At 61.9% G+C, this 24,599-nt stretch carries 30 protein-coding genes and 2 pseudogenes; 11 read left to right on the top strand and 21 right to left on the bottom strand.

From position 1 onward, the window contains the following. Positions 1–47: 47 nt before the first annotated feature. The 14 genes from ACF8O7_RS27670 to ACF8O7_RS27605 all read right to left on the bottom strand — a co-directional run bounded on the left by ACF8O7_RS27670 (position 48) and on the right by ACF8O7_RS27605 (position 11,815). Positions 48–716 carry a hypothetical protein gene (locus tag ACF8O7_RS27670; RefSeq protein WP_349614562.1) on the bottom strand — a complete coding sequence of 223 codons (669 nt, stop codon included), beginning with the start codon at positions 714–716 and terminating at the stop codon, positions 48–50. Between the two features lie 12 nt (positions 717–728). Continuing rightward, positions 729–1,187, bottom strand: coding sequence for a hypothetical protein (locus ACF8O7_RS27665; protein ID WP_392445062.1), 459 nt, complete (start codon positions 1,185–1,187; stop codon positions 729–731). A gap of 13 nt (positions 1,188–1,200) precedes the next feature. Further along, on the bottom strand, positions 1,201–1,509 hold the full coding sequence (locus tag ACF8O7_RS27660) for a hypothetical protein (protein WP_349614564.1): 309 nt from the start codon (positions 1,507–1,509) through the stop codon (positions 1,201–1,203). Between the two features lie 17 nt (positions 1,510–1,526). Beyond that, positions 1,527–1,886 (bottom strand): DUF2190 family protein, encoded by a 360-nt coding sequence (locus tag ACF8O7_RS27655; RefSeq protein ID WP_349614565.1) that lies wholly within the window; start codon positions 1,884–1,886, stop codon positions 1,527–1,529. Between the two features lie 41 nt (positions 1,887–1,927). Next, complete coding sequence (locus tag ACF8O7_RS27650; protein WP_349614566.1) at positions 1,928–4,000, bottom strand: prohead protease/major capsid protein fusion protein; 2,073 nt, start codon at positions 3,998–4,000, stop codon at positions 1,928–1,930. Between the two features lie 53 nt (positions 4,001–4,053). Further along, positions 4,054–5,556 (bottom strand): phage portal protein, encoded by a 1,503-nt coding sequence (locus ACF8O7_RS27645; RefSeq protein WP_349614567.1) that lies wholly within the window; start codon positions 5,554–5,556, stop codon positions 4,054–4,056. A gap of 2 nt (positions 5,557–5,558) precedes the next feature. Further along, positions 5,559–5,789 carry a phage head-tail joining protein gene (locus ACF8O7_RS27640; RefSeq protein WP_349614568.1) on the bottom strand — a complete coding sequence of 77 codons (231 nt, stop codon included), beginning with the start codon at positions 5,787–5,789 and terminating at the stop codon, positions 5,559–5,561. 27 nt (positions 5,790–5,816) lie between these two features. Then, the gene (locus tag ACF8O7_RS27635) at positions 5,817–6,197 is read right to left on the bottom strand and encodes a Mor transcription activator family protein (RefSeq protein ID WP_349614569.1); all 381 of its coding nucleotides are present in this window, start codon (positions 6,195–6,197) and stop codon (positions 5,817–5,819) included. A gap of 5 nt (positions 6,198–6,202) precedes the next feature. Then, positions 6,203–8,299, bottom strand: coding sequence for a phage terminase large subunit family protein (locus tag ACF8O7_RS27630; protein WP_392445055.1), 2,097 nt, complete (start codon positions 8,297–8,299; stop codon positions 6,203–6,205). Beyond that, on the bottom strand, positions 8,296–8,784 hold the full coding sequence (locus ACF8O7_RS27625) for a hypothetical protein (protein WP_230355135.1): 489 nt from the start codon (positions 8,782–8,784) through the stop codon (positions 8,296–8,298). The genes ACF8O7_RS27630 and ACF8O7_RS27625 overlap by 4 nt, the downstream gene beginning before the upstream one ends. A 199-nt stretch (positions 8,785–8,983) precedes the next feature. Beyond that, complete coding sequence (locus ACF8O7_RS27620) at positions 8,984–10,054, bottom strand: YdaU family protein (RefSeq protein WP_392445052.1); 1,071 nt, start codon at positions 10,052–10,054, stop codon at positions 8,984–8,986. Between the two features lie 24 nt (positions 10,055–10,078). Continuing rightward, the gene (locus ACF8O7_RS27615; protein WP_034395242.1) at positions 10,079–10,420 is read right to left on the bottom strand and encodes a hypothetical protein; all 342 of its coding nucleotides are present in this window, start codon (positions 10,418–10,420) and stop codon (positions 10,079–10,081) included. Between the two features lie 29 nt (positions 10,421–10,449). Continuing rightward, entirely contained in the window at positions 10,450–11,295 is an 846-nt protein-coding gene (locus ACF8O7_RS27610; RefSeq protein ID WP_392445050.1) for a hypothetical protein, read from the bottom strand. After that, complete coding sequence (locus ACF8O7_RS27605) at positions 11,285–11,815, bottom strand: phage regulatory CII family protein (RefSeq protein WP_392445047.1); 531 nt, start codon at positions 11,813–11,815, stop codon at positions 11,285–11,287. The genes ACF8O7_RS27610 and ACF8O7_RS27605 overlap by 11 nt, the downstream gene beginning before the upstream one ends. A 27-nt stretch (positions 11,816–11,842) precedes the next feature. On the opposite strand from ACF8O7_RS27605, the gene ACF8O7_RS27600 reads away from it, so the two are divergent. Next, positions 11,843–12,085 carry a hypothetical protein gene (locus ACF8O7_RS27600; RefSeq protein ID WP_392445044.1) on the top strand — a complete coding sequence of 81 codons (243 nt, stop codon included), beginning with the start codon at positions 11,843–11,845 and terminating at the stop codon, positions 12,083–12,085. A gap of 97 nt (positions 12,086–12,182) precedes the next feature. Here the strand turns inward: ACF8O7_RS27600 and ACF8O7_RS27595 are convergent, their stop codons facing one another. Both ACF8O7_RS27595 and ACF8O7_RS27590 read right to left on the bottom strand, forming a co-directional pair. Next, on the bottom strand, positions 12,183–12,728 hold the full coding sequence (locus tag ACF8O7_RS27595) for a hypothetical protein (protein ID WP_392445041.1): 546 nt from the start codon (positions 12,726–12,728) through the stop codon (positions 12,183–12,185). Next, on the bottom strand, positions 12,721–12,978 hold the full coding sequence (locus ACF8O7_RS27590; RefSeq protein ID WP_392445039.1) for a transcriptional regulator: 258 nt from the start codon (positions 12,976–12,978) through the stop codon (positions 12,721–12,723). The genes ACF8O7_RS27595 and ACF8O7_RS27590 overlap by 8 nt, the downstream gene beginning before the upstream one ends. On the opposite strand from ACF8O7_RS27590, the gene ACF8O7_RS27585 reads away from it, so the two are divergent. Beyond that, on the top strand, positions 12,967–13,794 hold the full coding sequence (locus ACF8O7_RS27585; protein ID WP_392445036.1) for a S24 family peptidase: 828 nt from the start codon (positions 12,967–12,969) through the stop codon (positions 13,792–13,794). The two genes, ACF8O7_RS27590 and ACF8O7_RS27585, sit on opposite strands and share 12 nt — an antisense overlap. A 454-nt stretch (positions 13,795–14,248) precedes the next feature. Here the strand turns inward: ACF8O7_RS27585 and ACF8O7_RS27580 are convergent, their stop codons facing one another. Both ACF8O7_RS27580 and ACF8O7_RS27575 read right to left on the bottom strand, forming a co-directional pair. Then, positions 14,249–14,899 carry a hypothetical protein gene (locus ACF8O7_RS27580; RefSeq protein ID WP_392445033.1) on the bottom strand — a complete coding sequence of 217 codons (651 nt, stop codon included), beginning with the start codon at positions 14,897–14,899 and terminating at the stop codon, positions 14,249–14,251. Positions 14,900–15,063: 164 nt separating this feature from the next. Then, positions 15,064–16,677: a HEPN domain-containing protein gene (locus tag ACF8O7_RS27575; protein ID WP_392445030.1), complete on the bottom strand. Its 1,614-nt coding sequence runs from the start codon at positions 16,675–16,677 to the stop codon at positions 15,064–15,066. 640 nt (positions 16,678–17,317) lie between these two features. On the opposite strand from ACF8O7_RS27575, the gene ACF8O7_RS27570 reads away from it, so the two are divergent. From ACF8O7_RS27570 to ACF8O7_RS27550, 5 genes are read left to right on the top strand one after another with little or no spacing between them, the layout of a single operon-like run. Next, positions 17,318–17,569, top strand: a complete 252-nt coding sequence (locus tag ACF8O7_RS27570; RefSeq protein WP_392445029.1) for a hypothetical protein — start codon at positions 17,318–17,320, stop codon at positions 17,567–17,569. A 28-nt stretch (positions 17,570–17,597) separates the two neighbouring features. Further along, the gene (locus ACF8O7_RS27565) at positions 17,598–17,831 is read left to right on the top strand and encodes a hypothetical protein (protein ID WP_392445026.1); all 234 of its coding nucleotides are present in this window, start codon (positions 17,598–17,600) and stop codon (positions 17,829–17,831) included. Positions 17,832–17,844: 13 nt separating this feature from the next. Then, positions 17,845–17,973, top strand: coding sequence for a hypothetical protein (locus ACF8O7_RS27560; RefSeq protein ID WP_392445023.1), 129 nt, complete (start codon positions 17,845–17,847; stop codon positions 17,971–17,973). Further along, on the top strand, positions 17,951–18,166 hold the full coding sequence (locus ACF8O7_RS27555; RefSeq protein ID WP_392445020.1) for a hypothetical protein: 216 nt from the start codon (positions 17,951–17,953) through the stop codon (positions 18,164–18,166). Before ACF8O7_RS27560 ends, ACF8O7_RS27555 begins: the two co-directional genes overlap by 23 nt. 25 nt (positions 18,167–18,191) lie before the next feature. Then, a complete protein-coding gene (locus ACF8O7_RS27550; protein WP_392445018.1) occupies positions 18,192–18,521 on the top strand; it encodes a hypothetical protein in 330 nt (109 codons plus the stop codon). 108 nt (positions 18,522–18,629) lie between these two features. On the opposite strand, the gene ACF8O7_RS27545 is transcribed toward ACF8O7_RS27550, so the two are convergent. Further along, entirely contained in the window at positions 18,630–19,115 is a 486-nt protein-coding gene (locus ACF8O7_RS27545; protein WP_392445015.1) for a hypothetical protein, read from the bottom strand. A gap of 190 nt (positions 19,116–19,305) precedes the next feature. On the opposite strand from ACF8O7_RS27545, the pseudogene ACF8O7_RS27540 reads away from it, so the two are divergent. Then, positions 19,306–19,596 (top strand): annotated as a pseudogene (locus ACF8O7_RS27540) (H-NS histone family protein). A gap of 28 nt (positions 19,597–19,624) precedes the next feature. Here the strand turns inward: ACF8O7_RS27540 and ACF8O7_RS27535 are convergent. Beyond that, complete coding sequence (locus ACF8O7_RS27535; RefSeq protein WP_392445013.1) at positions 19,625–20,317, bottom strand: hypothetical protein; 693 nt, start codon at positions 20,315–20,317, stop codon at positions 19,625–19,627. Positions 20,318–20,417: 100 nt separating this feature from the next. Here ACF8O7_RS27535 and ACF8O7_RS27530 point away from each other — a divergent pair. From ACF8O7_RS27530 to ACF8O7_RS27520, 3 genes and pseudogenes are all read left to right on the top strand, one after another. Then, a pseudogene (locus ACF8O7_RS27530) lies at positions 20,418–22,257 on the top strand (DNA cytosine methyltransferase). A 69-nt stretch (positions 22,258–22,326) separates the two neighbouring features. Beyond that, positions 22,327–22,557: a hypothetical protein gene (locus tag ACF8O7_RS27525; protein WP_392445010.1), complete on the top strand. Its 231-nt coding sequence runs from the start codon at positions 22,327–22,329 to the stop codon at positions 22,555–22,557. Further along, complete coding sequence (locus ACF8O7_RS27520) at positions 22,554–23,582, top strand: tyrosine-type recombinase/integrase (RefSeq protein WP_392445007.1); 1,029 nt, start codon at positions 22,554–22,556, stop codon at positions 23,580–23,582. Before ACF8O7_RS27525 ends, ACF8O7_RS27520 begins: the two co-directional genes overlap by 4 nt. Before the next feature lie 248 nt (positions 23,583–23,830). Here the strand turns inward: ACF8O7_RS27520 and ACF8O7_RS27515 are convergent, their stop codons facing one another. Further along, a complete protein-coding gene (locus ACF8O7_RS27515) occupies positions 23,831–24,484 on the bottom strand; it encodes a hemolysin III family protein (RefSeq protein ID WP_052151651.1) in 654 nt (217 codons plus the stop codon). Positions 24,485–24,599 lie beyond the last annotated feature (115 nt).

Raw genomic sequence — 24,599 nt, 5'->3', positions numbered from 1 at the left:
ACAGAGGGGCATGCCACCCGGCCGCAGCCGGGCATGGCGGCGGCGAATTACTCGGGGATGAAGCTGGCCTGCACCGCCACGTTGGCGAGCACGTTGGCATCGGAGCGCGGGTTTTCCGTGCTGTTGTCGCTCCACTTCTCGAAGTCGAAGCCGGCCGCAGCCTGCGCGAACACGGGCTTGCCTGTGGCTCCCTGGAGCACGGTCTGGCTTGCGACCCCGACGATGGAGCCGTTGGTACCGGCCGTGTAGGCCAGGGTGAACGAGATGGCCGGGACTTCGATGATGTCGTTGTCGATTTCCAGCTGCGCCGTGTGCGCCGTGATGGAATCGACACTGCCCACGTTGAGCTTGAAGCTCATGCACTGCGCCGTGAAGTAGTGGCTCGAACCGTCCTGCAGGCGGATGCAGTAGCTGTAGCTGTCGTCGGACATGGAGGCGGCCTTCAGCAGCACCTGGCCCTCGTCGTTCATGTCGCGGGCCATGGGCACGGACAGACTGCCATCGTTGAAGCTGCCTTTGCGCTTGACGATGCGGCGGGTTGCCAGGGGCGAATGCGTGGCCTGGTTGTATTCCCGGCCCAGTTCGGCCAGGTCGGTGATCTCAGCGATCTCTTTGAAGGCCAGGGCCTGGAAGCCGGCCGCATCGTAGGATGCTGGCCGGGCGGCGCAGATCAGCAGCTTGCTGCCGGCCGAGGTACGAACGTTTTGGACTGCCATGGTCGTTTCCTTTCAGGGATGGGATGCCGGGCCGCGCGGGGCGCCCTCGGCGGTGAGGTATCGGCACAGCCACATGCCGCGCACGATGTAGATGGGCTGGGTAGCGGCGTCGTCCCACTGCCCCCGGATGCCGCGCAGGCGCGGCGGCGCGATCAGCAGGCCGGGCAGCACGCCGTTGGCAGCAGGCCCCATGCGCTCTTCGATCTGCGCATGCAGCTCCATGGCCTGTTCGCGTGCCAGGTCGCCGGTGGCAATGCTGATGACATCGACCAGGAATTCGCGGTGCAGCGTGGCCAAGCCACCGTGCCCGCCTGTGATGGGTTCGATGCCTTCGTCTGCCGCGCTGATATCAATGGCTGGCAGGGCACTTACCGGGTATGCGTTGCGACCTTCGACGCGCACGCTGTCTCCAGCCAGGGTGGCCGCGAGCACAAGATCCACCCGCCAGGCGGCCAGGATCTGCTGTTGCATGTGCTGCGCCATGTCAGGCCACCTCCAGCTGCAGCAGCAGCCAGCCGGATTCGTCGGGCTGGGGCGGCTCGGCGATCCGGTAGGTGACCTGGTCGATCTCGATGGGCTCGCCCTGGGCGATGCCAGGCACCATGTCAGCGGGCAGCCGGCAGGCCAGGACATAGGCGCCCACCATCCCCAGGGCCTCGCGCGGGCCGCGCCGCAGGATGACGCCGAAGGGCTCGCCGCCCTGCCAGACAGCCACCGCATTGGCGTGGTGCCGCTGCTGGGCCGAGCGCACGCGCCCTGCCCGCTCGGCGCCAGGGATGAGGAGGATCGTCATGCCCTGCCCTGCTCCGCTCAGGCCGCGACCGTGCCGATGACGCCGGGCAGGCAGACGGCGCCCTGCGTGGCTGCGCTGTCGGCCGCCTCGAAGGCGAACGCCGCCCCCGTCACGTCGCCGGCCGTGGCCGCGCCGCCAACGGCGAACGCGCCGGTTTCGACATCCCAGCGCAGGGGCTGGCCCTGTGTCCACGCGATGCCTGCAGCCTTGGGCAGGACAAAGACGCCCACGCGCTCAGCGTTGTAGGGCTCGCCGACCTGGGCCGGGCCATTGGCCACGGCGAGGATGGCGCCGATGGCCACGGGCTGGCCTGAAGCCACTGCGCCGGCAGCTGCCAGGACCTCGATGACGTGGCCGCGCTGTTGGTAGTTTTTCATGGGTTGAACTCCTGAAAGCGTGTGTGTGGATGGCGGCGCGCTCAGGCGCCGTTGCTCTTGGCCAGGCCGTGCCAGTCCAGGCTTTTGGCAGCAAAGTCCAGGCTGGCGCGCAGCTTCACGCCGTCCACGTCTTCGCTGGAGAAGGTCTCGGTGCGCAGGCCCTCGTAGCCGTCCACGTAGGCGTACTCGACGGTGTCGATCTGGCCGGCGCGGGCCGCCAGGTAGAAGGCGGTGGTGGACACGTCATCCAGCAGCGGCTCCACGATGGGTTCCAGCGCCGTGCGGCCGCCCGTGCGGAACTCGTTGATGTCGCCGGACTTTGTGGGCTGGTAGTTCGGGCTGGTGAATTGGTAGGCCAGGGTTTCCAGATCTGAGGGGACCAGCAGGTAGGCTGGAGCGATGTTCAGCGCCTCCTCGTCCCGGCCCTTTTGCTTGCGCATCAGCGTGCGCAGGCTGGACAGCGCTTCCAGCGAGAACTTGGAGCCTGCGCCGGTCAGCAGATTCTTGTGCTCGGCACCGAACAGCGGTTCCCCATCCGACATGACCGGGTTCCCCAGGATCTGTGCATAGACCAGGCGGTTTTCCAGGCTCCGCGCTGCAGCGGCAAACTTGGTCCCTGTGCGTGTCAGGGAGTCCAGATCGTCATTGACGATCATCTGGCGGGTGATGGCCAGCGAGCGGCCGAACGTGAAGGCGCGGTAGCCCGTGACATCTTCGGACAGGCTGCCGTAGGTGTACTCGCCGTGCTCGTTGAGCTTCTTGAGTTCGACATCACCGCCCACACCGATGGCCTGGCGGATACGGAAGTCCGGCAGGTTGGAGGCACGGCGCGCCCACAGCTGGTAGGTGCTGGGCGCCTCGTCATAGGCAGCACGCAGCACGCGCTGGCCCACTCCACCGAGCAGCGCAGGGAAGTCGCCCGTGCCCAGCATGCCGGAGCGCACGCGCAGCGCCACGTTGACGATCTCGGCGCGACTCATGCCGCGTGTCTTCTGGCCCAGGCCTTCGGCCACCTCGCGCGCCATCTCCACCAGCGACAGCGAGCGGTACTGGCGGCCGTTGTCGTCCAGCTGCGCGCCAGGGTCCAGGCGGTGCATGAGCGCGTTTTCGATCCCGCGCATGCGGGTTTCGTGCTCGTCGCCCACGGTGCGGATGGTGGTTGTGGGTCCGCTGGCGTTGGCCTGGCTGCGCTGGTCCAGCGCCGTCAGCACGGCGGCGCGGGCCTGGTCCATGGTGGACTGGTTGCGCAGCAGCTCGGCCTGCAGATCGGCCAGGTTGTGGCGCTGGCACAGCGCAACGATGTCGGCGGCGCGCTGGCCGTCGAAAACTGCGACGGGCGCGGGCTGCTGGCCACCCTCGGCTTGACGGTTCTGCGGGTTCTGCGCGACGTTCGCGGCCGGAGTGGTGTTGGCGGTCTGGCCGCCTTCACCGGCTTGGTTTGCTTGGGGCATACGTTGGTGCTCCTGGGTGGTAGGTTGGGCGGCTGCCCGTTGAAAGAACTCGCACGGCATGCCGCCCTGGGGCACTGCACCGGACGGGGCCTGGGATGTGGGTGCGCTGCGCGTGCCGGCGTTGGGGTCGGCAGGCACGGTGACGAAAGAGATTTCCTGTGGGGTCCAGGCGACTGCGCGGTAGAGATCGACGTTGATGCCGTCCGTGCGGTCCTGGGCGCGGGTGATTTCGTAGCGCTGGACGCTGTAGCCAAAGCTGATGGCGCGGATGATCCCGGCGCGGATGTCGGCCACGATGCCGGCCAGCTCGGGGCGCTGGCTCAGCCGGATCACGGCCCGGCCCTCGCCGCCCTCGATCCAGCCCCGTACAGCGATGCCAAGGATGGCGGCCACGCCGCCGTAGCTGCGGTGGCCGTCCAGCACCTGGACAGTGCCGGCGTCAAAACGGGCCATGTCCACGGCCTCGGGGGTGATCTGCAGGTCCTCGTCGTAGGGACGCTCGTTCCAATAGTCGTAGCGGCGCACCATGGCGCCCGTGGTCCAGACCACCTCGACCGTGCCGTCAGTCTCGTTGTAGGTGTCGGGGACCAGGCTTGCGGCGCGCGTCTGCACCGGCAAATCGTGGATCTGGGGCGCGGAAGATTGGGCGTTGGCTTGTGGCATGGCGCTCAGTTTTCCGGTTTGACTGTCTCAAATCCCGGAAAACTGAGACGATTTCACTTCTGCCCCTGTCCCTCCATCTGGGCCACCAGATCGATAGGGTTCTGCGCGCCCCACAGTGCGGCCAGCAAAGGCAGGATGCCGCGATCACGCAGCTGTACCAGGTCGCCCTCCAGCTCGCTGAAAACGGCCTCAGGGTCATAGCCCCGGCGCCGGATCACCTCGCTGATGCTCTGCATGCCGCCCTTGACGGCGCTCAGGTCGCTGGCCACGTCCTGCACAGGGTTGGGGCTGGCCCAGCGCGGCGTGCTCCAGTCCGGCGCCTGCACGTTGGCCGGCACCGTGGCCACCAGATCCACGGCCGCCACGAACCAACGCGCAATGGGCGCGCACAGGCGCGGCACGGTGACGCGCCACTGCTCGGATTCGACCTCGGCCCGGAACTGGTTCATGGACATGCGTGAGGTTGAGAAATTGACCTCGGTGAGGTCGCCCGTCATGAGTTCGTAGGGACAGCGGTAGCCGGCGGCTACCTCCTTCCACCCCCCTTTCATGTAGTCACCGAAGCCCGGGACGGCCTTCGGCTCGATGAAGGTGGGATTGGTCATGCCTGGCGGCAGGCCCACGATGCCGCCGCCAGCAAGATCGCCCAGGTCCATCAGGCCGGGCTTTTGCCCTGCGGCCTCGTCTGGCAGCGGTGGCGGCATGCCACCATCCCCACCCATCTCGGCCAGCACCCCCATGCGCGATTCCAGCTGCTTGCGCTGCAGCTCGGAGTCACCGTAGGTATGCAGGTCGCGCACCTTGGCGATGATGGGCGCCAGGCGCGTGATGCCGTCCTGCTGGCCGGCGCGCTCGGGGTCGAAGAAGTGGATGATTTCCTCGGCCGGCACGCGCTGACTGGTGCCGCTGCGGCCCAGGGTCCACATGCCGGCATCACCGGGGTGGCGGTCGAACAGGTAGTAGGCCAGGCGCTGGCCGCGCTTGTCGTACTCGATGCCCCGGATGATCTCCCGCCCGCCGGCCAGCACGCCGTTGCGCTCCACGTCCAGGAAATCGATCTCCAGCAGCTGCAGCTTGAGCGGCACCGTGGAGCCCATGCGCTGGATGTGCTTGCGGATGAGCACGGCGCCGTCCACGTCGCGCGTGCGCTCGGCCTTGTACTGCAGGCCGTAGAAGTCCAGCAGGCCGTCATAGTCGGCATGGGGCACCCATTCGCGCCAGCGCTTGGCCAGGCCATCGTCGGCCCACACGGGCACGATGCCCTGGCCCACGCGCATGGCGAGCACGGCATTGACGGCGCGCACGATGTTCGGCACGTTCTGGGCGAGTGAGCGCGCACGCATGCGCAGCTCGCGCGCATCGGCGGCGTGGTCTGCCGTGGGGCTGGCCCCCGAGCGCTTGACGCGCCAGCCATCGGCGCGGCTGGCACCCTCGTAGGCGCGCACCAGCATTTCCCGGGCGACCTGGCGGCGCACGCCCTGCGCGGGCGAGAAATAGCCGACAACACGGTCAACCAGCGTGGGGGAGGCCCTGCGGGCTACGGTACGGCGCTGCATGATCAGCGGTCCCGCAGGCCGGCGAAGCGAAAGCGGGCCACCAGGGCGCGCGGCTGGCCGGTACCGGCCACGGACGCGATCTGCGTGTGCAGATCCCGGCGCGCGCCCATCATCTCGTCCAGGCTGCGATAGGTGACCGAGGCGCCATCCTCGGTCGTGATGGTGCGTTCACCACTGTGGATGGCGGCATTGAGGCGCGCGAGGCGCATCTGGAGGTCTTGGAGCGTGCTCATATGCCGCACGCTACCGGGGCAACTGTCTCATTTCCCGGAAACCTGAGACTGATTCAGCCGACTCGCTTCTAGGTACCGATACACCGTGGCCCGACTGATGCCCAGCGTGCGCGCCACAGCCTTGGCGTTGCGCCCGTTCCACAGCCGCAGCACCTGCCGGCGTTCCTCTGCCTTGCCCACGGAAGAACGGGCGGGAATGTAGGCATCCTGGCCGGCGAACTCGCTGCGCAGCTGCTGCTGGACACGCTCAACAATGGCGGGGCTGCCACGCAGCTCGGGTAACAGTTCGACCAGATAGTCGAACATGCGGTCCACGAGGTCTGGTGCGAAATCCGCTTCTGGCGTGGCGGGCGACTTGGCCGCGTCCGGTTGCATGAGGGGCAGAGTGGTGTTGGTTTTGGAGGTCATGAGGGCTACCAGGAACGGGAGAAACCGCCGTTGCGGCGAATGGGAGCTGCACGGCGCGGCGCTGGGTCCGGAGCACGGGCAGGGGATGAGGTAGGAGCAGGCGACGGTGCTGAAGCGGTGGCAGTCGCAGCGGCCGGAAGTGCGCCAACGGGTGGCAGTTCAGGCGGGCTGAAGAGGTCGCGGGCTGGCTGAACCATCTGCTCGACCTGCGACCAGCGCGCATCGGTGTACTTGTGCAGGCCCTGGGCCATGGCCGCGTGGATGGCGTAGTTGCGGCAGTCCAAATCCTCATTGCGCTGGCGGCGCTTGACCCAGCGGTAGGCCTCGCGGCCCTGGACCTTGGCCAGGATGCGCTGTTCGGCGGTCAACTGCTCGAAGAACTCGCGCGGCAGGTCCTCGCTGAAGTGCACGCACCCCGGGCCGGCGTCCGTGATCGCCAGCTGGCCCAGTAGCAGGTCCTTGGCGTTGTCCACGCCCACCAGCCACAGCTTGATGCCCTGCTTGATCTTCTGGCCGCGCCAGTCCATGTCCTGCATGCTGGCCGGTCCCACGATGGGCCGGTTGTCGTTGTTGTCGCCCTTGATGGCGCGCAGGTTGGGCAGCAGGTGCTGGTGGGTGCGGACGTAGTTGTAGACGGCCTGCGTCTGGTCGGACGAGTCGATGCTGATGGCGCTCAGGCCCAGGCTGCCGCCGTGCCAGGCCTGCCGGTAGCGGCGCTGCAGGTAGGCCGTCACGGGCGCCCAGTCGCCCTCGCTGGAGGGATTGCCCTCGATGATGTGGCGGTCCACGATCCAGCTTTCCATGCCGCGCGCCCAGGCCCAAACGTTGATCTGCCACCAAGTGCGCTGCACGTCCACGCCAGCCGTCAGCACCAGGCCGCCCACGGGCACCGTGCCGATGGCATAGGGCTCGGCGCGTGCCTGCAGCACATGGTCGTCAGTGCCCTCTCCCTTCAGTTCCCAGGCCTGACCCAGCGTCTCGTTGGTGAACGAGGTCATGGGGCCTGCATCACCCTCCAGCAGCGCGCGGTGGGCCTTCTCGAACTCGTCAACGATGGACGCCCAGGTGCGCTGCGGGGAGTAGGCGGCCCAGATGTGCACGCCCAGCGTGCGTGGGGGCCTGCAGGGCGTGCCATCGGCATTGCGCCAGATGCGGTCGGCGCCGAAGCGGCGGCCAGAACGCCGGCACACCCAGGCTCCCGTCAGCGGCCAGCCGCCGGGCAGGTATTCGGCCTGGCTGATGGACTCGCGACAGTGTGGGCACATGTGGCGCACGGTCTGGGGCTTGCCGGCCTCCCATTTGAAGCCGTGCATTGCCTCCTTGCCGCCCCAGGTGAGCGGGTGCTCGGCCTCGCAGCGCGGGCACTCGATCAGGTAATCGACCTCGTCCTCGGAATCCTCGCAGGCACGGCTGACGTGGCACAGGCCCTTGATGCCGGGCGTGCTGCCGCCGATGAATTTGGGGTATGGAGCGCCTTCCAGCCGGCCCTTGGCCAAGGTGCCGGGCGAGCCCGCGGACTTGTCCTTGCTGCCGCCGATGGTCTGGTCGAACGCCGTCCATTCGTCAAGGATGGCCACGGCCACCGTGATCCGGCGGTAGGCCCGCGCCGCCTTGCCGCCCAGCAGGTGCAGCACGCTGTCGCGGAACGGCTTGTATTTGATGGTCTCTTCGACCCGGCTGCCCTGCTTGCGGGCCGCGATCACCGAGGGCACGCCGTCCTTGCTGTCCAGCAGCGGCTCGATCTCGGTCTTGACGAAGCTGTCACGGTCATCGTCCGTGGGCTGCCACAGCGCCTGCTTGCGGCGGCGGTGCGCGATGTTGTAGCAGACGAAGGCCGTGATCATTTTCGAGTAGCCGACACGCTTGGACTTCTTGACGGCCAGTTCCTCGATGCGGTCATCGGACATGAAGTCCAGGATTCCGATCTGGAACGGCCAGGCCACCCAACCGCCCTTCTGGTGGCTGGATTCGCCGGCCAGCAGGAAGTGGTCGGCTGCCCATTCGGACAGTGTTTGCGGCGCGTCGGCCCGCAGGCTGGACAGGCCCAGTTGCACGGCGGCCTGGATGGCGGAAATGGCCTCTCTCGACAGGGGTGCGCTCAAAATGCGGCCTCCTCGTCCAGCTCATCCTCGTCGGGCGCCTCGGCCATGGCCGCCACGCGCTCGCCGATCAGCTTGGACGTGACCCGTATCCACTCATTGCGAGCATCGGCCAGCACGCGCAGCACCGTGACGCGGGCATCCTCGGGCAGATCCGGGCAGGCCTTGCGCAACTGGCCTTCGATCTGGTCCATGCGGTCCACAACGGCCGAGCTGGCCAGACCCAACACGTCCGCCAAAGCACCGATGGGCGCGAATTCGCCACTGGAGACAGCGTTTTTCAGGTCCTGGGCCACACGTTGCGAACGCGCCAGCGCCGCACGTTCCTGGACCAGGTCCAGGCCACCCAAACCGGCCGAGGCACGCCCCGCCGCCTGGTCGCGCAGGCGCTCGCAGTAGGCGAGCAGCCATTCGTGGCCCGAATCGCCCCGGACGATCACGCCTTCGCTGACCAGCTGGCTCACGCGGGCCTCGCTGACACCGATCAAAGCAGCGAATTCTGCTTGCGAAATAGGAGCATCAAAGTAAGGCAGAACCTTCACTTAACCCCCTTAGGAAGGTTGCGCAACAGTCCGCACACGCGGCTCGAATTACCCGCTTCCAAGGGGGCCAAAAAGGACCCGCGATCCTGCCTATTTTTTGAGCACATCGAGAGGGGCGCCGCCGCGCCGATGAGGGTGCGCACCGTCATGCCGACACCCCCTGACGCTCGGCCAGCAGCGCATGCACTGCCGCCTCGTAGTCCGCGAACGCTCGCCGCAGGCCCTGCCCCGCTCGCGCATCGCACCAGTCGTCGTAGCCGGACATGCCCAGGCTGGCCGCCATGCCTTCGACGCCGCTGCGCGTGTCTGCCCAGTTGTCGGGCTGCTGCCCCTCGCCAGCCGAAGATGCCAGCATCACCACGTCCTTCCAACGCTGCTCACGCACCCAGCGCAGCAGGCTGGGGCAGGCCTTGCCATCCTTCGCCGCCAGCAGTCCACGCTGCTGCTCAGCGGCAGCCAGCAGCTCCTCGGCCGTCACGTCGCCACGGGCGATGGCCTCGGCCACGGCGTCGGCCACGTCCACCAGCCGGGTGCGTCGATGCTCCGGGAAGCTGCCTGCTAGCGCCGTGGCGATAGCCAATCCACCGTTCGCCCCCCCTGCAGGGGGGTTGGGGGGTATGTATTGGTTTTGGTTCTGGTTCTGGTTACCCGTGTCATCCCCGTGACGAGGCGTGACACCACCCGTGACATCACCGTGACGCGGCGTGACATTGCCCGTATCACCACCAAGCCAGTCCGTGCCATTGAGCGTGACACTGGTGTCTGTCACGACGATCCCATGCTGACGGCACAGAGCCATCAGATCTGCAGCCTTCGCCTTGGCAGCAGGCACGACACCCAGGGCACGCAACGCAGAAAAGATAGCACTGCGCCTAGCCCTGCTGCGCTTCTGCCGCAGATGCTCATTGCTCTTGACCTCGTTGCGCCCCTCCTGCTGCTGGCGGAACTGGGCCACGATCTGCTCACATTCGTCGTTCTGATATCGGCCATCGGGCAGCAGCGTGAAGAACTCGGCCAGCACGAACTGCAGGGCATCGATCTCTTCCGGCGACCGGCACAGCAGGCGCCGCGCCAGCAGATCGAAGCTGGAGCCGTCCAACGCTGCCTCGGTGTCACAGTACATGTCACGCATGTCACGGTAGATGGCACGCTCCAGCCGTGACAGGTGCCGTGTCGCGGTGTTGAAGTCGCCGATGTGGTGGGGGTAGTGATTCATGCCTGCTCAACCTTCGATATCAATTCAGTCCGTCAACGTCGCCTGCTGCAGGCGGCAGCGCACAGGCTTGACCAGGCGATGCGGCGGCAGGGAGCAGGCCCGCGCCGCCACCTCTTCCACGCGCTTGGCCGCGACCAGCGCATTCACCGTGCTGGCCACGCTGGAGATCTCCAGCCATTCGCCCGTGCACTCGTTGTGGAAGTCCCGCAGCTCGCGCCGGCTCAGGGCAGGCTGCCCCCGGCGATGGGCCTCGGCCAGGCTGCTGTACAGCCGCTCGTTGAGGCGCACCCGTGTGGCATTGCCAATGGCGGAGAACGAATCCGCCTTGGTGTCATGCGAGGTCACCTGATGGGTGGTGTGTTGCATGTCTATCTCTCCTGATATCAGCCGGGCCGTCAGCCCTGACTGGCTTTCTTGAATGCGTCGTAGACGCGGCCACGGACCCAGCGGGGAATCAGCTCATCGATGCCCGAGCGCTTGCGCACCCCGTCCAGGCTGATGCGGGGCTTGTAGTTGCCACCGCGCACGAACATCAGCACCGGCCGCACGTCTGCGCCGCCGGTGCCGGTCACCGCCCAGATGCCGGGCGGCAGGTTGGATGCGCGCTTGTCGTACTCGCCACGTGCTGTAGCCCGGGCACCGCCGCGCAGGCGGCCATAGGCCACGATGTAGCGAATGCCCTTCACCGGCCCCATGAAGCGCGCACCCTTGCCACCGCGCTGGTGCAGGGCCTGCATGCGCCGTTCGGTCATGTTGAATCGATAGCCGTGCGTGCCAAATGCCTGGAAATAGGCAATCAGTTGCACAAGGGTCGAACCCTTGAGATTGCCGCGTCCGTCATCGCTGCCTGGGTACGGCGTGGCCGGGATTACGGTCTGGTAGCCAATGGGCAGAATGCCGGCCGTGCGCAAGGCCTTCTCGCTGCGCTTGTCACGCCGCCGACCGCCGACCTCCTGCGCGGCCAGGATCTGTTGCGGGTCCACCCCTTTTCTGCCCATGTACGTTGGAACGACAACGGCATTGAGATTCGTCGGCGTGGCCTTCTCAACCTGGATCGACTGCAGGATGTAGTTTGTGGGCCGATCAAAGACGCTCTGCATTTCAGCGCGCATCGCGTTTTTCACACGACCCAGCGCCATGTTGATGGACTCCGCTGTAGCCTGAGCAATCTGCCCGCTGTTGAGACCCTGCAAAGCACGCTTGTATCGATCACCGCCTGCAGGCTTGATATCAACCCGCATGGCAAGGCCCTCCAGATGCAGGCAAACGTCGCGCTGCAGCACCCGCCAGATGCTGGGCCACAACAATCAGTTCTTGCACCTGCCGGTCAAGGCGCCGCACGGCATTGCGCGAGGGGAGAAGGTGGGCATCGGCTGCCGCACGCGTGACCTCGGCCACTTCAGTCTGAAAGCGCATAAAGGCCTCCACCGGATCACCGCCCGACTGGTCAGGAACCGTGCGGCGAACCTCGCACCCCAGTTGATGGGCCATCGCGTGGAGGATCGAGAAATTGCCCGTGACAGCCTGCAGCCTGACGGCCTCGAGCAGCGTTAGCTGATGGGTTTCATTGTTGGGATTGAGCTTGTGCTGCAGGGTGCCGGACTTGACGCCCATATCACGCGCCAACGTCGCAACGCCGCCTGGATGCGCTTGAGCCGTGAGGTACGCGGCATTGACCACATCCATGCCGCGCGCAATGTCGAATTGCCCCCCAGATTCGACATAGCCAGGCTCGATCCCAACTGAGAAAGTAAAGGCCATCAGGAACCCACCTCGGAAGAAGACGAAATGGCAAAAGACACCCCCACCAGCCGCGCAGTAGCCCATGGCAGCCCCCAATGGGCGCAGGCCCTGGAGCTGTTCCTGGGCCAGATGATCGAAGTCCTGGAGGGCGAAGGCCGAGCCGGTTTCAGCGCGGCCGCGCTAGCCCGCTGGAGCGAGATGTGCTGCCAGCGCATGCAGGAAAGCGGGAGCGCGCAGCCGGACGTGATTACCCATCTGCGGGGCATCGCCGCGCGAGTTGTGGAATGAGAGCGGTTTTTGGTGCTAGCCCCTGCGTTGGGTACGATGTGAACTCTCATACAGCAACGAACATCCCCAGGGAGGGCAGGCAAAAATGGATGTTTCATTACTCGTCAGCTCTGTCAGCGGAGCCATCGAACTTGGTCGCCTGTTGGTCCACGAGCGCGACCGCCAAAAAGCGGCGACCATCGAGAGTCAACTCTCGGACAAACTCGCCCAAGTCCAGATCCAGCTCTCGCAAGTATTGGGCGCCGTCATCGAAAAAGACGGACTTATCCAAACCCTTAGTGAGCGCGTACGCAATCTGCAGGCTGAGCAAAGCGAGAAAGCTCGTTATCGCCTTACAAAAATGGGCTCCATCGGGGATCTCCACGTATATGCCCTGCGCGCTGCGTCCGAACTGGTCGAGCGAGCCGATGAGCCCCCGCACTTCTTGTGCCAACCTTGCTTCGATATTCGCAAGCACAAGAGCGTTTTGCGCATCCTCCCCTACTACGGAATCTGTGACGCCTGTGCCAGGACAGTCCAAATTGAACCCACCCCGCCCCAGCCCCCCAGGAAACTCGGCGGTATCGCGCGCGGCGGTGGATTCAGTAACGGGAACTGGTGAACCAAATTCGCCTTCAAGTGGGGACGGTGGAAGGTCAACCATGGACCACCTCCTCAACCTGGGTTGCGGACTGAGCCAGTTCGGGCCAGATGTCCTGCCAGTCATTGGGACGAAGGTCTCGGCGTGACACAGCGCCTTGTGTCGCCACTTCGATAGCAACAGCAGATTTCTCTGGCACAACACGCTTCCCCGAAGCCCAGCGGGACACATCAGGCCGGTGCGCGCCGATCTGATCGGCCAGCTCACCGATTGACCCACGCCCCTTTTTGGAGATGTACTCATGGAGGTTCATGAGCAAATTATTAGCGATGCGCTACATATCGTCAATAGCGCCACGCGCTTTGCCAAAAGTAGCGTTTTGCTAAACCATCGCCCGATGGATCCGATTGAAGTGACTCGCCGCCGTAGACTCGCCATCCTTGTTGAGGAGGCAGGCTCACAAGCAGCTCTCGCTGAAAAAATAGGCAAAGCACCCGCTCAAATCAGTCAGTGGGTCCGCGCTCTACCGGACTCCAAAACGGGCAAGCCTCGCTCGATGAGCAAGGAGGCCGCAAGGGAGGTTGAAGCGCGTGTAGGCCGCCCTTCTGGATGGATGGACCAGCCGATCTCACAGGCCGTTTCTTCGAACGATGTGGCCGCCACCCACCCCTCTGTTCCCTTCTGGCATGCGCCAGATGCGGTGCGTGTTCCCTTGCTATCCAACGGAGCCAGCATGGGGCCAGGTGAAGCGCTGCTTGAGTCCGATGTGATCGTCGGTGACCTTGCCTTGTCTCCGCACTGGATCAACCAGCACATCCGCCCACAAAACCACAGCGAGCTTCGTTTCATTCATGCTTATGGCGACAGCATGGCACCAACCTTTACGGATGGTGATGTGCTGCTGGTTGATACGGGCCCAGGCGCCAAAGACCCACATTCGCGCGAAGGCGTCTATGTTCTCCAAGCGGGAGACAAGAACTACGTCAAACGCGTGAGCCCTACGTTTGATGGCAAGTTGCAGGTCACAAGCGACAACCCAAGCTCTAAGGTCGTTCAAATTCTGAACGGCGATCACCAAGTAGTTGTGATCGGAAGAGTCGTTTGGGCTTGGAACGGCCGACGCCTCTGACTGAGCTAGCTAGCTCGCCACTTGCCTGACTGCTACGCAAAGACCCCTCTGCAGGGGCAGCCAGGCACGACTCGAAGCTCCATTTCAAAAAGTTAGCGCAACGCTATTGACCAAAATAGTAGCGTAGCGCTACTATTCATCCATCGCTCCACGGATAGCGATGGGCACCACGGCATCGACCGAGGGCAGGCCCCTCGGTCTTTATCTCTGCTGCTGGATACCCAAGGCGCCACTTTGTAGAAAGCGCCCTGCACCTGACCCCGCGCCTGCAGACTAGGAAGTGCGCGAAATCTGGCCCTCCCTGGTCGAGCGCGCTGCGTGGCGCGTGTTGACGCTACAGGGCTTTCCCGCTCAAAAAGTGGCGCCTACCGGCAGTGGCGAGGTAACTGCAGGACGGCAGGAGCGCATCGGGCTGATGTGCACCTCCTGACCAGCCCGGGAAAGCAGCGGGCGCCTATTTACAAGGGAAGACTGCATCCACACATGAAGCGTCTCTCCCTGCCGCTGAAAGCAGGTCAAAAGCTGCTTTGCGACATGCAAGCAGTTCTACTTCTGTCAACAGCGCCACTTGATACCCCAGCGATAGGCTTCCTTGATAGCCCACTTTCATGGCCTGAGTGATGAATTTGAAACCCTCATCATCGACTTCAACATGCCCTGCCTCAATCATTGCGGAATTCACCCGCGCACGCATGGCGCTTTTGAATTGCCCAAGTTCTTGACGCACAAAGCCAACGAGACACAACACCATGAGGTGCTGATCCGCCCAGCGCACATACCAAGGAAGCTCATCATCTCTATGGTGAAGCACCGTTTTCCACAGACCGCATCGCGAGAGCTTTTCACCTGTATCAAGATCTACTGCAGAGGAAATATCTGCAAAATAAACGCTGCAATATTCACGTCCGGGCCAAGACCACCCGCACAAGTCTCTCCGGTTACTGGCCCAGCGCTCTGGCGCGAACATAATGGTTTTTACGTCACCCCCTCTGCGCTTGACTTCAATTTGAAAGCACGGTTGCTGTGGATTTTCGGGCCATCTCGACACCATTTTCAGAGAACGGTCCTTTTCATCTAGCTCTGGATCAATATTTTCAAAATTCATAGCAAATCTATCAAGTCAGAGCTAAATTAAAACCAAGCAATACAACAAAATTAGCAACTTACGAGTTGCAGCATGATATACAAATGCACATCATTTACTTCCAAGCACTTCCATCTAGCGGGCAATGCACCGGAAGTTCTAACCCCCCCCCTGTCGATTGAAATTTAAACCTTCTTAACCGCTTTAAGTGCTTTTTTCAGTTCTGCAAGGTTTTGCTCATACGCCATCGCATACCTAGAGAACTTATGTCCAAGACCACGACCCTTTCTATGCCATTCATTTGGACTCCAGCCGCATTCAATCAAATCAGATGCAACAAAAACAAATTCTAAAGTTTCTGTCAAAAATGGCATCTGAGAATCAAATACTTGAGCAGCACTTGCACTAGCGCCCCCGTGAACAAAATAATTTCTACAATTCACAGCGATTTTACCAACAAACTCTAGCTCTGGAAATGCAGGACCAAGTCTTGACATTACGATCCCAACTCTGTACTTTACCTTTTTTGGCAACGATGGTTTCCCTAATCTACCCAGAGCACCCAATATACTATTCTTCTCAATGCTATCAGGCAGATTCGCAAATATTAATTGACACGATTTGGAAGCCTCCGAAACATTGTTAGGTATTTCTGTAGGTTTCGGCACGGCGGAATCTGGGAGTATGTCAAACATATTTGCAGCTGCGATAATCCGGTCAGCACCATAAACATTTCCACCGCCCATGCAATTCAAGTATCGATTCCTAGGCAACCCCCAATCCTCACTTCTTAACAACCACTGCTCAAAAACGTTTTCAAATTCAACTTTTCCGTTTATTGAATCAAGTGGCATCTCTCTAAAGTTCGGTTTTGAGTCTTCCTCGGAGTTCTTAAAATCTTTAGAAAACCCAGAAATCACTTTTAAGGGCGAAGCATATTGTTCAGACTCTACTTTCTTGTAAATATGGAGTGTTTCAATAGTCTGACGCCTTCCAGCAACAACAGATAAGAAACTTCTAACCAAATGTGCAGCGCCCAGTGCTTCTTCAAAATTATGCAATCGCTCAAACTCTATCGACAAGACAACTCTATTATTGATAGAGAATCCAGAAACACCCTTGACTCCACCAGCCGGCCGATGCTGAACAGTTATTCGCCCGATGCTTGAATTGAAGTCAATAATATCTTTCCTACCAGTGAAGTAAACTATTATTGGGAATTCACCGGACTCAACGTGTCGATGCTGCCGAACTCCATCCAAAAGAGATTCGATCTTCTTTTCAGGCTCTGAAGCATAACCAAACGCATCAAAATCATTAAATATTTCATTTATATCAGTGGAAGCAATATCAATTCTTTCCAGACAATTAACACTCGGATTAATATAATCCGTTCCTATTATTGAATAGTGCGGATAGAAGGTAGCAAACCAGCCACTACGGCCGCTGCCATTATGCCTACTACCCATGTTCATACACACGCAATCTACAAGAGATATTTTTTCCCCATTAACCGTCTCCCCATAAATTACAGAATCAACAGCACGTGGATTAATGACATTATCCGAATAAATATTCAGGTGAGTATTTTCATAATTCAATGAAAGCTCCCCCAGAATATTCTCTTTACCATTCACGCAAAACTTACCAAGAAATTTCTCAAAGTTAGCATCCATTTTTACCCCACGTTTAACAATTGTATTTAATTGATAATCATCAATAAATTTTAAATCTCTACACATCTTAGCTTGCGCAACTACTCCGCAATCATTGTTGCCAGCAGCTTCTGCGCAACGCATTTCAAATCCAAGCGTCTTGGTTGGCAGGGCGCTTCGGTTTGACGCCGCGCATCCGCCCTCTCAAGCACCCGCCGTTGGATGCATATGCGGCCTTCTTTTTCGCCGGGCCTGGGTTTCTCGCTTCGCAACCACCAGCCATCTCGCCCACGCAGCCGCCACGCGGCACCGGCCCTTTTCTTCCCAACCAACCAGGAGGATCGCCATGCGGACTCATGACTTTTTCACGCGCGTGATAGCTGCGAACTGCGCAGGTCCCAACATGAAATTGGGCAGCAAAACAGCGGGCTGCCTTGTGCTATTCAAGTGCCCCTGCTGTGCCGAGGAATACAGCGAAAGCAGGGATGCATCAGGGTGCTGCCCTCCTGAAGAAATCTACCGATGCCCGGTCTGCCGCAAGGAACATGAGATCGAAAGGGAGGCGGATGCCTGCTGCCCGGGAGTCAACTCCGGTCAACCGATGCAATGCCCGGTTTGCCTCAAGGGCGCAGACAGCTTCGAGCAGGCCGCCGATTGCTGTCTGCATACCCACCCAACCATGACAGCACCCGGCAGATGGCGAGTCGCAGAAGCCGTTGCCCGGGGAACACCCTGGCTGGAGGCTGTGGTCGCCAATCTACATCACTGATTGCGCACCCCAGCTATGCGCATCCCCTACCCAGAATTTCCACCGTTACAGCCGCCTGGACCGCATTGGCTGGCCGTCTACTTCCGCGACCTGGCCGAAGGCGCCGTGATGGAGCGCGAGGGCGCCGGCCACCCCCTGATCTGGAGCGCATGCGCGCTGCTGAGCGACCCGGGATATGCGGCGCTGGACGAGGCCAGGCACAGCGGAATGCTGCTCTACGCCTGGTGCGGCACCACCTACTTTGACCAACCAACGGCCCGCCACTGAGCGGGCCGTTTGCATGCCGGAGACCCACATGCAACTCGCCCGCATCACGCACCCCACGACACCGCTCACGGATCGCGCTTTCATCTACCGCCGCAGCGAAGCCACCAACGTGGCAGAGACGTTTGCCAAGGCGCGCGAGCAGTTGGCCAGCGCTGCAGCTGCTGCCACTCCACCCAAGCGCCGCAGCCGCAAGGCCAGCGCGGCTGATGCGCCCGCCGCCACCAAGCTCCAGCAGATCCCGCTGGAACTGCCATCCCTCTGATAACTGGAGTCACATGCGCACCTTCACCATCAAATGCGGCTGCACGCAGCAGCAATTCGTCGGCGCCTGCACGCAAGACGCATGCGCCTGGGCGCTGGAGCAATTCGGAGACCAGCCCTATGTCGTCATCTGCCACCGCTGACTGCGAACACCACTGGGCCAGCGATTGGCACTACGCGCTGCGCCACGCCTTCGCGCTGGCCGACGCCCACGCCCTGGCAGCACAGCACGCCAGCAGGCCACTCAGCACCCAGCGCGCCGCGTGGGCTGTCAAGTTCGACCGCTCGCGCGACCAGATCCACCGCCTTCTGCACCTTGACGGCACCCCGTCCTGACCCCGCCACTTCACAGGAGACCACCATGGCCCGCCAAATCATCATTGCCATTTCCGCCGACGACGAGGGCCGCGTTGCCCTGACCACCAACCTGCCCCGACCCGTGCCTGGGCGAGGCCTGCACACCGAGGACGCGGCCGCGCTGGAGCTGCTGCGCATGGCCCAGCAACTGCCCAACCTCGAAACGACCACATACGACGCCAACCACCTGGCGCCGGATGCGGCCGAGGCCTTCGACCTGATCCGTGAGCTGGTCAACCCTGATGGCTACGGCTATTCGGTCACCCCTGAGGTTGGCAACCATGCACGCCGCGTGCTGCGGATCAAGGGGCAGCAGGTCGGACTGCCGGAATGAGCACGGCCCAGCCCTGGAGCCACGCAGATAACGCACATCTGCATGCGCACTACCCCACCCAGTCCACTGGCATCAGGCACGCCTGCGCCCTTATGGACAGTTCAACGACTAGCGCACGGTTCGCTTGGTAACTATAGTACCCTTCAAAATACGCCGATTTATTTTTTCCTTCCAAGCCAATTGCTTTGCGGAATGCGTTTTTTGGTGTTTACGTACCGTTCGCCTTAGAAAATCAGCCTCTGCAGTCTCGCCATCTCGTTCATAGAGATACCCTCTCTCCTCGGCATAGGCAATAACTGCCAAGTTAGGGTTTGCTTGAGGATCTTCAGCGATGCGTTTCAAGCCATCAAATAAAGTGCCAGTATCAATACCTAAAAAGTTATTGACACAGACATTTCCAACATAGGTTTCATTACCTGTTATTTTGTTTTTTATGTAGCAATGTTCCTTTATAGCCTGCCCGCACGGACATTGATCCCACTCATCACTAATTTCAACCGCCACCAAACTCCATTCCCGCTTAGCTTCACCAAAAGTGCTGGCCATCGATAGAGGAAGGATGTGAGCTTTTAAAAGCTCGAAATTGTGTGACATGCAATTTCCTCCGAAAAATTTCAATGAAGATTGTGCCACCATAGACGGCAGTCTTACCTGGCTGGAACCCCTAAGACAACGTTATCACATGAGCGCTGCAGAAGGCTACGACACAGAATGAGGCCTAGAAAAAGGCAACGTACCTGGAAACTAAACACGGTGCCCGCACAGCGCCTGAACGGAACCAACAATGTCCGAATGCCAGAACCTGCTGGCCCGCAAGGCCGGACTCGACACACAGATCCCAGCTACTCAGACAGAAGCCAAGGCGAAGGCTGTGGCCGAGGCCCGCACGCTGATCACAGAGCACGGGCTGACCGCTGCCGATATCTTCCCACCCGCGAAGTCGAAGCCCTCCAGCGTGGGCGCCCAATAGTACCGCGACCCCGCCACCGGCGTGACTTGGACAGGCAGGGGCAAGCCACCTAACTGCATCAACGGCAAGGACCGCTATCCGCTCGAGATCAACACCACCGTATAAAAGTGAAGAATATATGGAGTGAGCCGGACTATCGATTCCAAGTTCCAACATAAATGTGCAGCTCACTCCAAGTCCGAGACAAGCCAACTTCATCTACCGCAGCAGCGGCATTTGGATATTTATCCAAATCATCCTGCTTACCTTCAGGCCAGTCTGAAAAAGCATGAACTATCACTGCGGATATTGGATAGATAGCATTCAGATCTGCTGGCCCATCGGAAAAATTAGCGCCACTCCTCCTGTACCTCTCTAGGGCAGCGCGGAATCTCACTCGCCAATAATCCTCAACACCGTCGCACCTCCTTTTAACCTCTGCACCACCCAGTCTATTTTTCGCCTCCTTAAATTCTTCAATTAGCCTCGCTGAGGTTAGCCAATTCATTCTATTTCTTACTGGAGCCCCAGCATTGCTACCCTCCATTAAAACCTCGTATGCTCTCGAAATGGTAGTAGTCGCATGCTCGAGCAGAATATCATCTGACTTTGTATTTCTAGCATGAGCCAAACTCTGGAATGAAAAAAAGGCGCTTACAGCAGCCGCCACTGCAGAAATCATCGCAATGACGCTAGCTATCACACTGCTTGATTCGCCCGCAGAATTCGCCACCCATCCCCAGACCAAATCCCAGCCTGGATAAATCCCGAGCGCAATACCACCAAAAATACAAGCCAACACAGCCATACCAATAGATGTCGGCAACCAATGCATCTTTTCTACCACTTCCGCCTCCTTTTGTTAGACGGCAAAGCGTAACCCAATCCCCACCAAGCCCGCTGGCAACGCCAACGGGCTTTTTTTGGCCCAAATTTCAAGGAGCCGCATGCTTACCCCTCAATTTCTCCTGCCCCTCGCGGCCAAGCTAGTGATCGACCTGGTTGCCGGTGGCGGTGGCGCATCGACCGGCATTGAGCAGGCCATCGGCCGGCCGGTCGATGCCGCCATCAACCACGATGCTGACGCCATCGGCATGCACGAGGTCAACCACCCGCAGACCAAGCACTACCGCGCCGACATCCGCGAGGTGGATCCACTGGCCGTGACCAAGGGTGAGCTGGTGGGCCTGCTGCACGCATCCCCGGACTGCACGCACCACAGCCAGGCCCTGGGCGGCCAACCGCGCAGCGCGGAAATCCGCTCCCTCGCTTGGATCGTCATCCGCTGGGCCGGCAAGACCAAGCCCGATGTCATCACGCTGGAGAACGTCGAGCAGATGATGCAGTGGTCCCCGCTGATTGCGAAGCGCGATCCAGCCACGGGCCGCGTCATCACACTGGACCGCATCACGGACCCCGCCACGGGCAAAGCCACCTTCCGCGTAGCCGACCCTGGCGAGGTGGTGCCACGCGGCAATCAGTTCCTGGTGCCTGACCCCAAGCACAAGGGCCGCAACTGGCGCCACTTCATCCAGGCCCTGCGCGACCTGGGCTACAAGGTCGAATGGCGGGTGATCTGCAACGCCACCCTGGGCTCTCGCAGCACCCGCACACGGCTGTACCTGATCGCCCGCCGCGACGGCCTGCCTATCGTGTGGCCAGCGCAGACGCATTGGAAGAATCCGAAGGCGGGCCAAAAGCCATTCCGCCAGACAGCCGAGTGCATCGACTGGAGCATCCCCGGGCAGAGCATCTTCGGGCGCAATAAGGAACTGGCGCCGGCCACCATGCGGCGGATAGCGCATGGCCTGGACAAAATTCGTGCTGAACAGCCCCCAGCCATTCATCGTGAACATGGCCCACGGCGGGAAGATCGAAATGCTCGACAGGCCCATGAGCACGATCGCCACGGAAAAAGGTGGCTGCCGCGCCCTGGTGTCGCCCACCCTGATCCAGATGGGCTACGGCGAAGCCAAGGGCCAGGCGCCGCGCGTGCTGGATCTGTCCCACCCCCTCGGCACGGCCGTGGCCGGCGGCATCAAGCACGCCATCAGCTTGGCCTACTTGGTGCAGGCCGGGCACGGCGAGGGCAAGGACGGCGGCAAACGCTGGAGCCACGGCGCCAACGACATCCGGGGGCCGCTGGGCACCGTGACGGCCAGCGGCGGCGGGCAGAGCCTGGCATCCGCGTTCATGGTCCAGGCCAACGGCGGGTTCAACAGCACGCCGGCCCGCGACCTGCGCGACCCTGTATCGACCGTGACCACCAGCGGCAGCCAGCAGCAACTGATCGCCGCGCACCTGTGCACGCTGCGCAGGAACAGCGTGGGCCGTGACATGCGCGAGCCAGTGCCCACCCTCACGGCCGGGGCCGAGCACCATGCCCTGATCCAGTACCACTTGTCGCCCGAGCAGGAGGCCGGCGCCTTGCGCTGCGCCGCCTTCCTGATGCGCTACCACGCAAGTGGCGGCCAGTGGGCCGACCTGCGTGACCCGATGACCACCATCACCACGCGCGACCGCCTGGCGTTCGTAACGGTCTGGCTCAAGGGCGAGCCCTGGGTGATCGTGGACATCACGCTGCGAATGCTTGTGCCGCGTGAGCTCTACAACGCCCAGGACTTCCCCCCGAGCTACGTGATCGACCGAACGGCCTCTGGCAAACCCCTGACGAAGACCGCCCAGGTGCGCATGGTCGGCAACTCCGTGAGCCCCGTGCCCATGCAGCAAATCGTCTCGCTCAACTCGCCCGAGTCCACGGCCTGGCAGCTGCGCCGCGCAGCTTGACCAAACGAATCCACCTACAACCCCGGCCCGCCATACGCGGGCCGCTCTATTTCCAGAAAGGTGCCCACCATGAGCATCAGCCTGACCCTCTCTGAAGACGAAATCAGGGAGCTCACCCACTACCAATGGCCCTCCATGCAGCTCAAGGCGCTACACAAGCGCGGGTTCTTCCGCGCCCGCATCAGCGATCGCACGGGCAAGGTGCTGCTGGAGCGCGACCACTACCTGGCCGTATGCGCTGGCCCAGCGCCGTCCACCGTGCCGCGCGTGCGGCCACCTCAGATGCGGAGGCCAGCATGAGCAAGCGCCGCAGCGACCTGCCCAAGCGTGTCTATGAAAAGGGCGGAGCCTATTGGCATGTCCGCGCCGAAGGTAAAAAGCGGATCTGGACGCGCCTGTCCACCATCCGTGACGGCCTGCCTGCTCTGTACCGCGCCCTGGCCGATATGGAGCAGGCAGACCAGGCCCGGGACAGCATGGCCGCACTGATCGCAGACTGGCTCGCGGAGGTCGGCAGCCGACACAGCGTGAAAACGCAGGCTAACGATGCCTACCAAACGCGCACCATCTCCGAATCGTTCCAGGAGTTTCGCGCGCAGGAGGTCACCGCGCCGGCCATCGTGGAGTTCCTGAAACACTTCAGCGACAAGCCGCGCACCTATAACGCCTACCGCTCCATGCTGCGAGAGCTGATGCGGTTCGCCGAAGAGAAAGGCTACCGGCCGCCAGGCACGAACCCGGTGGACAGCCTCAAGACCATGTCCGTGAAGGCGCGTACCCGATACATCACGGATTCCGAGGTGCGCCGCATCAAGGTGGCCGTGATGTATGGGGACGACGGCAAGCGCACGCGCTCCGGCCACACGATCTGCGCGCTGATCGACATGGCCTACCTGACCGGGCAGCGCATTGGCGACCTTCTGTCCCTGCGGTGGAGCGATGTGGGCAAGCAGGGCATCGCGTTCCAGCCGGCCAAAACCGAGGGCTCGACTGGCGCCCAGGTCCTGATCGCATGGACGCAGCGCCTGCGCGATGTGGTGGACCGCCTGCGGGCCCTGCCCAACCAGAGCCCCGCTTTCGTGTTCTGCACGCTGCAGGGCCAGCCCTACACCTACTCGGGCGCGTCCACAGCCTGGAAACGGGCGGTGAGGCGGGCAGGGGTTAAGGACTGCCATTTCCATGACCTTCGCGGCAAGGCCCTGACCGATGTAGACCGTGGACGCGGGATCATGGAGGCGCAGCGCATGGGCGCCCATTCCACCCAGGCCCAGACCGCCGACTATGTGCGCCACAAACGCGCGTTGAAGGTGGATGCGACTCGCTGAATTTCTTCTAACGTGCCTCTGCGCTGACTATGGCGGACAGCACCTTTTGCAGATGCGCGCGTTAGAAGAAAACGGTGCAAGCCGTTGATTTCAATAATTCGACCGGCTGCTTTGGGAGCAGAGGGTCGCGAGTTCGAATCCCGCCGCTCCGACCAAATGATTCAAGCCCCTGGTTCGAAAGAGCCAGGGGCTTTTCTCTAACAGAATCCAAAGCGTCTAACGCAGCGCCGCCAGCACGAGCCCTCGCTTCAGGCCAGCAAACCGACCACCGCGACGGTATGGCAGGCGCTGCCGGCAACCACGAACAGGTGCCAGATGCCATGCGAATGGCGCATGCTCGAAAGGCTTCGGTAGAACACCGTTCCTGCCGAATAGAGCAGTCCGCCCGCGAGCAGCCAGGCCAGGGTCTGCGCACCGTGGCGCAAGGCCATCGGCACCGCGCCCCCCAAGCTGAGCCAGCCAAGGCTGATGTACAGGGACAGGCGCGGCGGCGAATCGAAACCAAGTGCACGTATCGCGCCCTGCAATGCGAGCGCCCATACACCGGCAAGCAAGGACCAAGCCCACAAGCCAGAGGGCGCCATCAAGGCAAAGGGCGTGTGGCTGCCGGCAATCAGCAGGTAAATGCAGGCGTGGTCGACGCGCTGCCAAAAACGCTTGCGTGCCCCGGTGCAGCCATGAAAGAGGGCCGAGGCACCGAACAGCGCCGCCAGAGAGAGGCCAAACACCACAGAGCCCGCAATCTTGCGCGCATCGCCGCCGGCCACCGTTTCGCAGATGAGGCCCACACTGGCCACCACGCCCACGAGCAGGGCTGCCAGATGACTCCAGGTATTGAACCGCTCGCCGGGCTGGCACCAAACGCTTGTGCCGCTCGGCAAGCCTGCCTGCAAGTCTGGCATGAAGCCTCCTGTCGCATGACCAAGGAACGCCGGACGCCGTGCCCGGCTCCTCCACCTTACGGCTCAGACGTGACAGGGCAATGATTGCAACTCACACGCTGCAGCGCCGTCCGCC

It is taken from the genome of Delftia sp. WSY_16 (genome assembly GCF_043104415.1).
In the GTDB taxonomy this organism is placed as follows: domain Bacteria; phylum Pseudomonadota; class Gammaproteobacteria; order Burkholderiales; family Burkholderiaceae_C; genus Comamonas; species Comamonas tsuruhatensis.
This window is presented reverse-complemented; position numbering and strand designations above follow the sequence as displayed.